The organism is Pseudoalteromonas sp. T1lg22, assembly GCF_002964645.1.
Taxonomy (GTDB): Bacteria; Pseudomonadota; Gammaproteobacteria; order Enterobacterales; family Alteromonadaceae; genus Pseudoalteromonas.
In genome coordinates, this window is sequence record NZ_PQBY01000023.1 from 80,124 (window position 1) to 93,599 (window position 13,476).

General features: G+C 44.6%; 11 protein-coding genes and 6 tRNA genes. 2 read left to right on the plus strand and 15 right to left on the minus strand.

Translation table 11 applies throughout. The features are described from left to right. Positions 1-85 precede the first annotated feature (85 nt). Together rnhA and C2M24_RS13320 are read left to right on the plus strand one after the other, a co-directional pair. Positions 86-571, plus strand: a complete 486-nt coding sequence (gene rnhA / locus C2M24_RS13315; RefSeq protein WP_105215470.1) for a ribonuclease HI — start codon at positions 86-88, stop codon at positions 569-571. 871 nt (positions 572-1,442) lie between these two features. After that, positions 1,443-3,140 carry a hypothetical protein gene (locus C2M24_RS13320; RefSeq protein ID WP_158683766.1) on the plus strand — a complete coding sequence of 566 codons (1,698 nt, stop codon included), beginning with the start codon at positions 1,443-1,445 and terminating at the stop codon, positions 3,138-3,140. Between the two features lie 450 nt (positions 3,141-3,590). Here C2M24_RS13320 and C2M24_RS13325 read toward each other — a convergent pair whose 3' ends face one another. From C2M24_RS13325 to tolQ, 15 genes are all read right to left on the minus strand, one after another. Continuing rightward, positions 3,591-4,475: a hypothetical protein gene (locus tag C2M24_RS13325; protein ID WP_105215474.1), complete on the minus strand. Its 885-nt coding sequence runs from the start codon at positions 4,473-4,475 to the stop codon at positions 3,591-3,593. Positions 4,476-4,497: 22 nt separating this feature from the next. Beyond that, positions 4,498-6,234 (minus strand): site-specific integrase, encoded by a 1,737-nt coding sequence (locus C2M24_RS13330; RefSeq protein WP_105215476.1) that lies wholly within the window; start codon positions 6,232-6,234, stop codon positions 4,498-4,500. A gap of 95 nt (positions 6,235-6,329) precedes the next feature. After that, positions 6,330-6,420 (minus strand) — tRNA-Ser (locus C2M24_RS13335). Between the two features lie 106 nt (positions 6,421-6,526). Continuing rightward, positions 6,527-7,570 (minus strand): quinolinate synthase NadA, encoded by a 1,044-nt coding sequence (gene nadA / locus C2M24_RS13340; RefSeq protein ID WP_105200489.1) that lies wholly within the window; start codon positions 7,568-7,570, stop codon positions 6,527-6,529. Positions 7,571-7,700: 130 nt separating this feature from the next. Continuing rightward, a tRNA-Lys gene (locus tag C2M24_RS13345) sits at positions 7,701-7,776 on the minus strand. Positions 7,777-7,846: 70 nt separating this feature from the next. Beyond that, positions 7,847-7,922, minus strand: a tRNA-Lys gene (locus tag C2M24_RS13350). Between the two features lie 68 nt (positions 7,923-7,990). Further along, positions 7,991-8,066 (minus strand) — tRNA-Lys (locus tag C2M24_RS13355). A gap of 23 nt (positions 8,067-8,089) precedes the next feature. Further along, positions 8,090-8,165 (minus strand) — tRNA-Lys (locus tag C2M24_RS13360). A gap of 26 nt (positions 8,166-8,191) precedes the next feature. Further along, positions 8,192-8,267, minus strand: a tRNA-Lys gene (locus tag C2M24_RS13365). A 187-nt stretch (positions 8,268-8,454) separates the two neighbouring features. After that, positions 8,455-9,222 (minus strand): tol-pal system protein YbgF, encoded by a 768-nt coding sequence (ybgF, locus tag C2M24_RS13370; protein ID WP_105215486.1) that lies wholly within the window; start codon positions 9,220-9,222, stop codon positions 8,455-8,457. 16 nt (positions 9,223-9,238) lie between these two features. Then, positions 9,239-9,772 (minus strand): peptidoglycan-associated lipoprotein Pal, encoded by a 534-nt coding sequence (gene pal, locus C2M24_RS13375; RefSeq protein WP_105200491.1) that lies wholly within the window; start codon positions 9,770-9,772, stop codon positions 9,239-9,241. Between the two features lie 122 nt (positions 9,773-9,894). Further along, positions 9,895-11,250, minus strand: a complete 1,356-nt coding sequence (tolB, locus tag C2M24_RS13380) for a Tol-Pal system beta propeller repeat protein TolB (protein WP_105200492.1) — start codon at positions 11,248-11,250, stop codon at positions 9,895-9,897. Positions 11,251-11,259: 9 nt separating this feature from the next. Continuing rightward, positions 11,260-12,192 carry a cell envelope integrity protein TolA gene (gene tolA / locus C2M24_RS13385; RefSeq protein WP_105200493.1) on the minus strand — a complete coding sequence of 311 codons (933 nt, stop codon included), beginning with the start codon at positions 12,190-12,192 and terminating at the stop codon, positions 11,260-11,262. Position 12,193: 1 nt separating this feature from the next. Beyond that, positions 12,194-12,619 (minus strand): protein TolR, encoded by a 426-nt coding sequence (gene tolR, locus C2M24_RS13390; protein ID WP_105200494.1) that lies wholly within the window; start codon positions 12,617-12,619, stop codon positions 12,194-12,196. Continuing rightward, the gene (gene tolQ, locus C2M24_RS13395) at positions 12,606-13,307 is read right to left on the minus strand and encodes a protein TolQ (protein WP_105200495.1); all 702 of its coding nucleotides are present in this window, start codon (positions 13,305-13,307) and stop codon (positions 12,606-12,608) included. Before tolQ ends, tolR begins: the two co-directional genes overlap by 14 nt. Positions 13,308-13,476: the final 169 nt, after the last annotated feature.

Sequence of the window (13,476 nt, forward strand, 5' to 3'; positions counted from 1 at the left end):
ATTCCCTGACTAAAGGAAAGTAGCTCTCAAAAAGGGCTGCTATTAACAGCGGCTAAAGCTAATTGTCGCAATATTTAGGAGAATTATGAAAAACAATATATTAACGCCTATCAACGATACTACTATCTACGCTTATACAGACGGAGCTTGTCAGGTCAACTTAAAGCTAGGTGGTTGGGGCTTCATCTTGAAACGTACAAACGAAGAAGGTGAACAGAAAGTCTTGAAGCGTAGCGGTGGTGCTAAGAATACGACCAACAACAAAATGGAGCTTACGGCTGCTATCAACGCTCTACAGGTTGTATTAGATAAACACCCTGAGAAACCTGTAGTCCTCACCACAGACAGTAAGTATATCGTTGATGGGATTAATACTTGGATAGTGAATTGGAAGAAGAATAACTGGTTAAACTCATCTAAAAAGCCAGTGCTGAATCAAGACCTATGGAAGCAGTTAGACGAATTAAACTCTAAGCTGTCTGTTACTTGGGAGTGGGTCAAAGGGCATAGTGGAAACCCTGAGAATGAACAGGCAGAGCAATTATCTACGGCTGCTATCCCTCGTAAATAAACCTACAGGAATGTGAGGGGTTCAAGGGAAATAAGGTGAGCTAGCTGGCTTCATTAAAGCGCATTGAGCTAGGAATCACCTAGCTCTAAACGGCATGATGCCAAAATGAGCCAAGGTAATGAACAGGTAGAGGACTCGCCTAGCTCAAAAACGCACTATGCGGAAATGAGCGAAGCTTAAGTACAAACAGAAAACTCACCTAGCTCAAAATCGCCAGTGGCGGGAATGAGCTAAGCTGAAGAAACTCAGCGGGTTAGTGTCCAAAAACGGCATGATGCCAAAAATGGACACCCTAAAGGAACTCGAGGCGTTCATAAACCGCCAGTAGCGGAAAACGAACGAACTGAAGAACCTCATGAATTAAACAATGGGTCTGCTCATAAAACGCATGATGCGGAAAGTGAGCAATGCCTTCTGAGTTACACGTACTCGAGTAAGGCCATACAAACTTGGGGAGTCGGTTATAGACTAACTTTGCAGTGTATTTCTAATTAACACTTGTTGATGTATATTTTTACAATGAACCTCTATTGAAATACATCTAATTGGCTCAGGATCATCAAAGGCGGAATAGAGCTATTTCGTTACTCTAAACAATGCTAAAGAGCTCACCGTCAGAGGTTAATGTACAATTTATATCAGTAAGTTTACATGGTTCAACAATGCATGATGCGGGAATGAGCTAGTTATCATAGTAGCTAAATATATGACTCAAACGTCTATTACTTTGTGAGCTTAACAATTATCTATTCATTAAGCACGATTGGTTGGGAGGGGAAAAGCACTCTAACCTCTGGAATCTGGAAGTTTCAGTTAAGTGATAATAAGAGTACGATAGACGTAAATGGATTTTAATCTCAAAGGGTTTTGCATGAGCAGTCTCCACCTCAACTTCTACGAAGAAGAAACAAAAATAGTTAACTTTGAATTAGAGGGGTTGCAGTTACAGGGGAAACTTGAAATAGGTAGGAACACCCTCCCTCGTTTGACCATCCTCTCAAACAAATATTTTGAGGATAATAATATTGAAAGTGTTAGCTGTGAATGTATAGAGAGTTCAACCTGTTATGTTTTACACGACGTGGATGTTAGGGGCGATTTCTGTCAAGCTAAATCCGTGACTAAAACACGATCAAACACCACCATCGAACAATGCGACGCTTTAAATATTAAACTAACAGGCTTGCACTCTTGGCTAGAGGAGATCAGAAGATTTAATATAACAGATGAGTCAATCAGTCGCGACGTCACTGTAAAAAGTTTCTCTGTCAACTTTAAGTTTAGCGACCAAGCATACAACATTAAAAACTCAAGAAGCGTATCGTCAAGACAGGACTCAGCAACAAAATACGAAGTTGAAATTGATGACTACTTGATAGTCACTAAAGAAAAAGGGAATTTTAATCTTGACGAGATAAACAACCTAGCTCATGAAATTAGGAATTTATTTTCACTCCTAGTGGGCTATCCGTTATCGCTCGAAACCTGTTGGCTTCATTCTCCCAATGTACACAGAAATATATCTGTCATTTTTGGTAGTGTACTCTATGACAAACAACCCTTTGTATACGGCAATCAAACACTACTCTGCTTTAAGAACCTAATTAATTGGGAAGTTATTGAGCGAATTATCGTTAATTTTTTTACGTTGAATACATTCAGACATATCTGGTGTCGCCTTGTACCTTTACTACCGCACAGTGGTACTAATTACTGGGAACATGAAATACTATCAACAGTGGTTACATTAGAAATGTACTGTGCAAAAAAGGTTCAAGGCACACGGTATAAACTACCTAAGAATATCTTCAGGTCTTATAAACAAGAGCTAGTATCACAAAGTAATGAGTTCATTAAGCGTAACGAGTTACAAGGGGATGACCTTCAACTTATTGCCAATTTCATTGAGGTTATTAACAATCTTAAAAACACATCACAGCCAACTCTTAAGGAGAAATATTATTATCTAATGGAAAGCCAAGGGTATGAAGCCCAGAGTATTGCTAACTTCAGTGCAACTGATTTTGATGTAATACGAAATATCCGTAATAGTATTGCCCATGGGGTACCCTATACCCCACATGAAGAAGGCTATATAACAACAGAGCTTAGAATAAAAGATCGTCTACATACGCTTCTTACCTACTTTGCTCTTGTTGAACTTGGACTAAGTGACACACAAATAGCATTGTCCCTCACCACTACAAGCCACGATATTATTTCTAACGCAGGAATCAATAAAGTTCTTCGAGACAAACTATCTGGAACAATTAAGTTTTTGCACCTTACGACTCCCCCGCAAATAGAATATTCAGACAGAGTACACTTAGTTGTCCGTGAAGACTCGAACACACGAGCCTCGTATTCTATTGACTTAGAAATGACAAATGAGGTCGAAAAGAACTGGATACATAGTTCCTTCAAGGACATCAGAGATTTTGTAAGCTCAAAACTCGGAGAAACTGAACAATATACTGTTGAGTATTTAAGCAGGGCTTATATATGCTACGAAAATTTAGAGACTGAATGTAGCGGTGTTATATTGCTAGCATCCAGTGACTCTCATTAACTACTATTACTAATGAAAAAACCCACTTTTAAAAAATACATTTTGTGTGAACGTAGTGACCCGATGCAATCGCTTAGGAAGCCTATTACCTCCACCCCTCCCCCCTTGGCCTAACCCCTAGGCAATTAGATTAATCAAGGAAAAGTGATTAGCTAGGTAGTGGTCATTAGCTGTCTAGATCGTAAAGAAACATAACAACGAGAGTATTTTTAGGAAGTCATTAAGCCTAACCACTGTAGTATTTATCCTTATTAGCATTCTTTTCTGCTGGACACTTATAAGTGACTTTGTGGACGCTCTCTGGACGATGTAAGAACACCCTAGAGTGTACATTAGGTAACCACATTGTTCATTTATGAGACTAAACACCCCTAAAAACGATCGCTTTATGTTCTTTTTACGAGATTCAGAGAGAACAACAAATAATAACTATAGTATAGGGCTGAGCCCTCAGAATTCCTCAACTTCCTCATTCTTTGAAGACGCTCTTCGTCGCTTTTGTGACACCTTTATCTTCTCAAAAGGTGTCTGCATGTTATATGAAATTTCTCCACTAATAGCCTTTCTTGAATACTCTTGATATCCCTCAAGTTCTGCGACTGCGAGTGCTCCACCTACCTTAAAGAAAGTTTCAAAAACACTATCAACTAACTCAGGATACTCATCATCATCTATTATTAAGTCGGTCACGAAACCAAGACGATTTAACTCCATAGCTAGCAATTTCGATGGGGAAACCCCTATAGTCTCAAATGTTGACAACCCCTTTCCTTTCTTTGGAGGCTTGAGCATGAAGTCTCTCTTCAACCTCTGAAGATCATAACGCTCGCGACATACTTCCCTGAAGTTGTCATCATCTATAGGTTCTCCGCCTAATGCAGATAAACCACTCGTCGCAGGGTAAGGTAGATTGGATAACTTCCTATTTATATGAGATGGAGCAATAACTAAGTTTCCTGCAAGAAGCAGCCCTACCTTCCCGTCCGAGCCCTTCACTGGGTCTATATGGCATAACTCGTATTTATAGTTCTTACTAACTGTTTCTCCATCACTGTAAAAACCAGAAGCACTTCTACACGCACGCCAAAGCATAAGTACACCCCCAAGCTCTTCTGTCGTCTTAGGTATAGACTCCGTACATTGCCTTTTAAACGCCCCTCTAAGCCACTGTCCAAAGGAACTGTTGAAAAACTGATAGTCAATAACTTTAGAATGACACTCTTGGCAAATTTTGGCGGGAGTTTTCCTTTCTATACCTGATTCAGGGTTTACTATCGTGGCTTTTACTCTTCGTTTCCCACACTCTTTGCAGGTAATACGTTTAACTTGAGACATACTTCTTAATTGCCTAGCTTAACTAAAATATACGGTTCACTGATAATCGAGGGAGACGATCAACAGCATCTTTTTTGGTTTCTAGCGTAACGACTCCATAACGGTCTCCCTCTGATTTACCCGCGTGACCTGTGATTGCATCACTTACGGTATCTGGAATCCCTAGAGTACGCATCTGGGTTTTGAATGAATGCCTAAACGCATGAAATGGTTGAGTGTTATTAATTTCTACTTCTTCTAGAACACAACGCCACCACTTTGTAATTGCAGTAGATTTCTTTCCATACTTATCTTTTGGTAACTCTGAAAACAGCCAACCTTTGGTAGTCTTGACGTATTCCAAGAAGCCAAGCTCGATTAGGTGTTCACTCAATGGAATATGTCTTAAGGAAGCATCTGTCTTAACACTCTGCTGCTCACCTCTACGAATATTCAAGTAATGTACTCCAGACTCTGAGAGCATTACGTCTTCACTGCGCAGCTGAGCAATCTCATTAAGTCTTGCGCCAGTGTATCTACACAACAGAGGTATCCAGTAACAGGCCATCTCATACCTTTTGGGAGCACGAGGGTCGATGAATACTTCTGTAGCAAATAAACGCTCAATCTCTTTGTCTGTATAGCCTTTGCCTTCTTCTACTTCAGTTTTCCTCTGAGATGTACTCACCTTTACCCCAAAGACAGGGTTTTTAGATATCAGCTCTAAGTCAGTGGCATAGGTAAACACGGTCGATAACTGCCGTAGAGAGTTCTTAACCGTCGCAGCAGAAATAGTCTCCAGACCTTCAGATTCCACTAGCTTGATCTGCTCTTCAATAGGCTTACTTCGAATATTTTTCTGTTTAGATTTAGGTAGTTGCAATAACGTGTCACGATAAGTCATAACGTCACTACGAGAGACCTCTGTAATAGGCTTATCACCAATAATTTCAATGAAGCGCTCTACCTTAAGGGACGTCTCATTGAGGGTCTTGAGGCGGCTTAGAGAGCCTTTATGTTTGACCTTCTCTGATTCGATAAACTTCTTCAATACAGATGAAAGACTGTCTTTAACCGCTTTACGCGCTCTAGACGAGGAAGTGGACATCGACTGCATATCAAACGAGAGTGAGTCTTTTGCGATTCTGATTTCAACGGGTTCATAGCCCCAGTTTCTCTCATACCTAGCCCTGCACAAGCGCTCAATATTAATCACGTAAGGATAGAATGCGACAGCTAAACGTCTATAGGCATCACTAGGATAAACAAGGACGATGGACTCACGATCTAACTGAGCATCTATTTCTTCTTTTAAGTCCTCAGCCAGTTCATCAAGCTGCTGCTCTGAAGCTGATTCTAACTCACGACCAGAGATAGAAAGAGTATCAGATAAACCAAAGTAAGCAGTGAACTTAGCTTTAAAGCCATCCTGACCGTACCCTTCATTATGAGTCTTCGATAGATGGTTACTAAACGCACCAGAACGCTCAACTTCATTCTTGGAGTGTTCATACCAGCGCTCAGCAATGATTGCACAGTCTTTATGATTTAAGTCAGTGTTAGCTTGCCCTGACACTTTAAGCTTCGCCAGTTCAAGTTGATGTAATGCTTGTTGGTAATGATCACTATATAAACGCTTTGCTTCAGACGGGTTAGTCGTACCTAAAGATGTTTTAAATTCACGTTTACCAATGATTGAACGGAGGTCTTTTGGAACACCCATTCTGAAGTAGTAAATACCCGATTTTGGGTGTCTTTGTGGAGAAGCCATAATACCCATTTGTACCAACCTTTTGTACCAGTTGGTAGATGTAGTCAATTCTCTGTAGCCCAGAAACGACAAAGCCTCGCGGAATACGAGGCCTTGAGATAGGATGGCGGAGAGAGAGGGATTCGAACCCTCGATACGCTATTAACGTATACACGAGTTCCAGTCGTGCGCCTTCGGCCACTCAGCCACCTCTCCGCACTTTAACTGGGCTGCCGCAGCAGCGCCGCTTATACTAAGCAAAGGCTTTGTTTGTTGCAAGGTGTTTTTTACAAAACCAAATCAATTGCTTAGTAATCCGCCATTAGCGTGCCATGGCGGCGGTGAAATCAAGCATGCGATTAAGTGAGCGTAAGGCGCCCTCACGCAGCTCCATGTCCACAAACACTTCTTTACCGCTTGGGTCAATCAGTGCTTCTTCAATGGCTTTTAAGCCGTTCATGGCCATCCAAGGGCAATGTGCGCAGCTTTTACAGGTAGCACCCTCGCCTGCAGTCGGTGCTTCAAAGAACTCCTTCTCTGGGCACAGTTGCTGCATCTTATAAAAAATACCGCGATCGGTGGCGACGATAAACTTCTGGTTATCCATTTCCTGCGCCGCTTTAATCAGCTGGCTGGTTGAACCAACCGCATCGGCCAACTCAACAATCTCCGCTGGAGACTCTGGGTGAACCAGAACCGCCGCATCCGGGTGCAAAGCTTTCATATCTTGCAGCGCTTTAGTTTTAAACTCGTCGTGAACGATACAGGCGCCATTCCACATGATCATATCGGCACCGGTTTGCTTTTGAATATAGCTGCCAAGGTGCTTATCCGGACCCCAGATAATTTTTTCGCCTTCACTATCAAGGTGCTCAACAATTTCCAACGCACATGATGAGGTAACAATCCAATCCGCACGGGCCTTAACCGCAGTCGAAGTATTGGCGTACACCACTACTTTACGATCCGGGTGCTGATCACAAAACGCGCTAAAAGCATCGATAGGACAACCCACATCCAGCGAACAGGTCGCCTCCAGAGTTGGCATGACCACGGTTTTATTCGGCGTCAGGATCTTAGCCGTTTCACCCATAAAGCGAACGCCGGCAACAATAATCATATCTGCTTGCTCTTGACGTGCGCCAAAACGAGCCATCTCTAACGAGTCGGCAACACAGCCACCGGTTTCTTCCGCGAGCGCCTGAATTTCAGGGTCGGTATAGTAGTGCGCGACTAATACGGCATTCTTCTCTTTCAGCAATTGCTTAATACGCTCTTTATAGGCGAGCTTTTCGGCATCGGAAAGAGGAGCTGGCTTAGGAGGAAAAATATAGTCCTCTGGCATGATCTGTTGGCTAATACCCATACTGATAAAACTATTCTAGGTTACGAAATACTAGGGCAATTATACGAAACTATGACGATAAAAAGAAGCTATGCGCTAGGGTTCGAGAAGATAGTTAGTAACTAGTTAGTTTAAAAGGGAATAAAGAAAGTGGTGGGTCATGATGGATTCGAACCATCGACCAATGGATTAAAAGTCCACTGCTCTACCAGCTGAGCTAATGACCCGCTCTGGTGTAATGAGCCAATAAGATGTCGGCACATTAAGTGCTATTCATAATAGCAGGGGGAGATTGAATGGTGGGTCATGATGGATTCGAACCATCGACCAATGGATTAAAAGTCCACTGCTCTACCAGCTGAGCTAATGACCCGCCCGGGTTGTTAAGTTGTTTAAGGCGTTATGATTAACGTCAACAAGTTAACAGTATTGATTCTAAAGTGGTGGGTCATGATGGATTCGAACCATCGACCAATGGATTAAAAGTCCACTGCTCTACCAGCTGAGCTAATGACCCAACATTAGAATCTATTTAGCAATTGGTGGGTCATGATGGACTTGAACCATCGACCAATGGATTAAAAGTCCACTGCTCTACCAACTGAGCTAATGACCCAACGCTGTGCTAAGTATTACATAAAGTGGTGGGTCATGATGGATTCGAACCATCGACCAATGGATTAAAAGTCCACTGCTCTACCAGCTGAGCTAATGACCCACTTTATGTAATTTGCCGCAGAAAACTTCCTGAGTGGTTATCCCCTGCTGCGGGCGCTTATAATACTTATTTAAAATCCAAGTGCAATACAAATACTCGGTTTTTTTTAGTTTTTCCTTTTAGTTGCCTAATTTTAGACCGCTTTAGCTACAAAGCAGTCTAAAACATTGCAACTGGCAAAATTCGGCTACAACTTGCTAACACGTTCGGCGGCAAGTTTCGCAGCCGTGGTATTAGGGTATTGAGTGATAACCTCATTAAACAACTGCTTAGCTTTGGCCAGCTGACCTTGCTGTTGTTCTAGGGTGCCAAGTTTAAGGAGTGCGTCCGGGCGCTTGCTAGAATCACTGAACTGATTCACTACGGTCTCAAAATGAGACTTGGCACCGGCTGTATCGCCCTTGATAGTCAACAATTGCCCCAACCAGTAATGAGCGTTAGCCGCATACACGGAATTTGGGTAGCTTTGTAAAAAAGACTGGAATTCAGGAATAGCGGCATCATAGCGCTTATCCTGCATAATCAGTTTCACCGCTTTATCGTACGCTTCGTTTTCCGATAGGTCGGTGCTGACCGCCGTGGTGCTTAAGCCAGTGTCAGGCTGCGGCATTGGCACTTGTGATGACTCGTAGCTCGGCTGCTGCGTATAAGCGGCACTCACACGGTTCTCAATCTCTTGATAAAGCTCACGTTGACGTTGCAACACCTTCTCGAGCTTGTAGCTATGCTCTTCGGTAATGCCACGTAGCTGGCTCACTTCATCCTGTAACATATCGAGCTGCTGCTGCAGATTGGCTTGCATAATGTTGCGCGATTGCATCATTTGCTCAAGTCGGCTTAAGCGCTGCTCAATACTTGATTCGCTGGCAGTGGCCTCAGAAACAGGAGCGGGAGCAGCCCAAACATGGGTGCTCCCGCTCATGAGTAAGGCTGCCAAAATAAGTTTCGGCTTCATCATTACTCTACTGATTTTAGTATACTAATACCGCACGGCGGTTTTGAGCAAACGCTTCTTCGTTGCGTGCTTTGATCATTGGCTTTTCTTCGCCATAGCTCACAACTGACATTTGGTTTGCGCTAACGCCAAGGCTTAGAAGGTATTTTTCTACCGACTGACCACGGCTCTCACCCAGGGCGATGTTGTACTCAGGCGTACCACGCTCATCGGCGTGACCTTCGATAAGTACTTTAACTGATGGGTTTTGGATTAGGAATTGAGCGTGCGCTTGAAGTAGCTCAGCATACTTGCTTTGGATCGTTGCACGGTCAAAGTCGAAGTGGATAACTTGTTGCTGGCGAAGTTCTTCAAACTTTTTACGTAGTTTTTCTTCTGCAGTTTCTACGCGCTCAACAGTTTCAACTTCTACAGTATCAGTTACTTGGGTTTCAACTTGGTTAGTCTCGTTGGCTTGGCCTTCATCTAGGTTAGATGAAGAGCTACAGGCCGCTAGTGTCATTACTGGCACTGCAACAAGCAGGCTTTTTAACAGTTTATTCAGTTGCATTGAGTAGATTCCTATTATGATTTAGTGAAACCATCACCTGATTTTCAATTTTTCTTAATATAGTGCGATAGTCGCACAAACATCAAGTTTATACGACTAAAGCTGACTGCACCCTTAGCGAGTTACAAAAATGGCGACCATGCCGGCGACTTAACCTGACCGTCGAGCACAGGTAAACGCGCTTTAAAACGACCATCCATCGACACCAAAGCCAATACATTTTTATTGTTATGCATGGTGCTGTATATAATCATTGAGCCATTGGGCGCAACGCTTGGTGATTCATCCAAGCGAGTTCGAGTCAACACATGGAAGTTCCCGTTATCAAGATCCTTCTTAGCAATATGATATTGACCTAAAGTACGGTTAACCATGACCAGATGTTTCCCATCCGGGGTCACCGAACCATTCAGGTTCATATCGCCGTCGAAAGTCACACGCTGTACTCGACCCGAGTCTAAATTTAACTTATAAATCTGGGCATTACCACCTCTTTCAGAGGTAAACATTAGGTCTTTACCATTGGGATGCCAAGTTGGCTCCGTGTCTATGCTACGGTGGCGTGTTAAGCGGCGTTCCTGCTTAGTAATTAAGTCGTATAAATACAATTCAGTGGCGCCGGTACGGTCTTTTGACAGTACCATGGCCAGCTTAGTGCCATCGGGTGAAAACTGCGGCGCACCATTGATACCTGGGTGAGAAGTGACCAACTGACGCTGGCCTGAGTAGATATCCTGAATAAAGATCTGACTCTGACGGTTCTCAAAAGTTACATAAGCCAGCTTATTGCCATCCGGCGACCATGAAGGCGACATCAGCGGCTCTTTAGAGCGCAATAACACCTGCTCGTTAAAGCCGTCGTAATCGGCAACCACTAGCTGATATGGCTTCTCGTCCTGCTCACGCACTATGATGTAAGCAATTTTCGTTAAAAAGGCGCCGCGCTCACCGGTCAAGGCCTCATACACCACATCACTGATACGATGCCCATAGCGACGGAAACTCGATGCCGAAATCACGGTTTCGCGGGCATCCAGCACATGGTCTTCACTGTTCACCAACTGACCATTGTTCAATACTCGGGTTTGACCGCCAGTGATCTGACCGCGTAACACATCGATCAGCTCAAAGCTGACCAGGTAACGACCCGCTGATTGCTGCTCAACCGTGCCCACAACTATGGCTTCTACACCACGCTGTGCCCAGGCACCATAATCTACATCTGCATCCGAGCTCGGGCGCTGCGGCATATCGATATTGGCAACTGGCTTAAATTTACCGCTGCGGCGCAAGTCCGCAGCCACCACTTCGCTGATTCGCATGGGCATTTCGCCTGTGCCTTTATAGGCGAAGGGCACCACAGCGATGGGGCGAGCGCTGTCGACCCCTTCGGTGATCACAATTTCCAGCGCGGCCTGAGCCCACATACTCATGCTCGCCAGTAAAGACACTGCCACCATGCGGCATAATCTAATCATAAAAGTCCCCTAAAACTCTGGTTTAACCGTTAAGTTAATATTTTTTAATTCTTCAAATACGTCGCGATCTTTAGATACCGGCAGCGTATCGGCGCGGCGCACGGCACGTACTGCGGCCTCACATACTTGTCTGTCACCACCAAGCGAATTTACGCTGGTCACCAAGCCATTAAAGGCCAATTTAATATTGAGGCGACACTCTTTACCGCGGAAGCTATCATCAAGCAGCAGGTTCTGCTGAATACGCTGACCGATTAAGGCGCGATATTTGTCGACTTCAGATAGCACCTGCTGACGGCGGGCTTTAGCACGCACCGCTTGCTCGGCGGCCATCTGCTCTTGCAACATTTGCTCTTGCAGTGCCTTCTGCCTTGCTTCTTCAGCCTTACGCTTGGCTTCCGCCTCTTTGCGTTTGCGCTCTTCTTCGGCTTTGCGTGCCGCTTCTTCTTCCTTGCGACGTTTCTCCGCTGCGGCCTTGGCAGCCTTCTCTGCCTTTTCCTTTTCTAACTGAGCTTTCTTCGCTTTATCGCGTTCTTTGCGCTCAATTTCTCTGGCTTTTTTCGCTTCGGCTTCGGCTTTTTTACGCTCTTCTTCCTTGGCTTTGCGTTCCTGCTCTAGCTTTTTAATGCGATTAGCTTCTTCCTGACGCTGACGCTTGGCCAGCTCGGCGCGTTTTTCCAGTTCGCGAATGCGTTTTTGCTCAGCCCGTTTCTTATCTTCTTCCTGCTTACGCAGCTCGTCGATACGCTTTTCCACCTGCTTTTGATCCACGGCCACCGCATCCACGGCTTTTTGCGGCGTGTCTTCATTGCTCGGCGCATTCAAGGTCACAGTGATCACCTCGGGCGTTGACGGGCGCAAGTAATTGACGCCAACGAGTATGGCAATCATCAGCACATGCAAACCGGCAGAGATCAGAAGAGGTATTTTAAACTGCTGCATATTAATCCTCGAACGACTCCGTCATCAGACCCACCTCGGGAACGCCTGCGCGCTTAAGAAAGTCCATCAATCGCAACACCTCTTGATAACTGACCTGGCCGGACCCCTTGATCATCACAGGTGTTTTTGGGTTTTGATCCAGCTTTAACTTGATCACCGCGGCCACATCTATGGCTTCCATCGGCGCTTCAGGATCGGTTCCCACACTGACGTAGTATTTACCGTCGGCATCGATAGAGGCAATGATAGGCGGTTCACCCTTGGTATCCACCAATTCCGACTGCTCCATTTTCGGCAGTTCAACCTTGACGCCATGGGTGATCAGAGGCGCGGTGGCCATAAAGATAATTAACAGCACCAACATCACGTCGATGTAAGGAACGACGTTGATCTCCGAGACCGGACGACGCTTCTTACGCTGATACATGGCTTTTCACCTCATGAGTCAGAGTCTGGCGATGTAGGATATTGGCAAACTCTTCCATAAAGTTACCGTAATAAGATTCGATTTTTTCCATCTTGGTAGCAAAACGGTTGTAGGCGATAACCGCAGGAATAGCCGCGAATAGACCCATGGCCGTTGCAATCAGAGCCTCGGCAATACCCGGGGCAACCATTTGCAAGGTCGCTTGTTTTACTTCACCCAAGGCGATAAAGGCGTTCATGATGCCCCATACGGTACCGAACAGACCGATATAAGGACTGATAGAACCGATAGTGGCTAAGAAAGACAGGCTGTTTTCTAGCTTTTCAATCTCACGAGAAAGGGCAACACGCATGGCACGATGTGGACCATCAATTCCCATCGCAGCGGCAGAGAGATTGTTTTTCTTGGCGCGGGCAAATTCTTTAAAACCCGAAGTAAAAATGGCTTCGATACCTTCACTTTGGGTACCGCGAGCAGAGATTTCGTTGTACAGCTTAGAAAGGTCAACGCCAGACCAAAAACGGGATTCAAACTTTTTCGCATTCGTTAAGGCGTTGCTAAGTATTTTGCGACGCTGAATGATAATGGCCCAAGAAAGCACCGACAGGGCAACCAGGGTAAGCATCACCAGCTGCACTAAAAAGCTGGCTTTTAAAATAAGATCAATAAAGTTTAATCCTGAATCCACGTATTTTCTCCTAAGGCGCGTATATTGCAATTAACTGTATCCGCGCTCAATACAGCGTACGACACACAATGAACCCTAGTGTACCCAGTCATAATTGCGCTGACAATGACCTTGCCATGAATTGCCGCCTAGCGCCGATAAATCGCCGCAGGCTGTGGTTAACAGGCAG

What these genes read in the sequence shown, in the direction of transcription:
- rnhA (WP_105215470.1), top strand. Translation starts at nt 86, where the DNA reads ATGAAAAACAATATATTAACGCCTATCAACGATACTACTATCTACGCT.
- C2M24_RS13320 (WP_158683766.1), top strand. Translation starts at nt 1,443, where the DNA reads ATGAGCAGTCTCCACCTCAACTTCTACGAAGAAGAAACAAAAATAGTT.
- C2M24_RS13325 (WP_105215474.1), bottom strand. Translation starts at nt 4,475, where the DNA reads ATGTCTCAAGTTAAACGTATTACCTGCAAAGAGTGTGGGAAACGAAGA.
- C2M24_RS13330 (WP_105215476.1), bottom strand. Translation starts at nt 6,234, where the DNA reads ATGGGTATTATGGCTTCTCCACAAAGACACCCAAAATCGGGTATTTAC.
- nadA (WP_105200489.1), bottom strand. Translation starts at nt 7,570, where the DNA reads ATGGGTATTAGCCAACAGATCATGCCAGAGGACTATATTTTTCCTCCT.
- ybgF (WP_105215486.1), bottom strand. Translation starts at nt 9,222, where the DNA reads ATGAAGCCGAAACTTATTTTGGCAGCCTTACTCATGAGCGGGAGCACC.
- pal (WP_105200491.1), bottom strand. Translation starts at nt 9,772, where the DNA reads ATGCAACTGAATAAACTGTTAAAAAGCCTGCTTGTTGCAGTGCCAGTA.
- tolB (WP_105200492.1), bottom strand. Translation starts at nt 11,250, where the DNA reads ATGATTAGATTATGCCGCATGGTGGCAGTGTCTTTACTGGCGAGCATG.
- tolA (WP_105200493.1), bottom strand. Translation starts at nt 12,192, where the DNA reads ATGCAGCAGTTTAAAATACCTCTTCTGATCTCTGCCGGTTTGCATGTG.
- tolR (WP_105200494.1), bottom strand. Translation starts at nt 12,619, where the DNA reads ATGTATCAGCGTAAGAAGCGTCGTCCGGTCTCGGAGATCAACGTCGTT.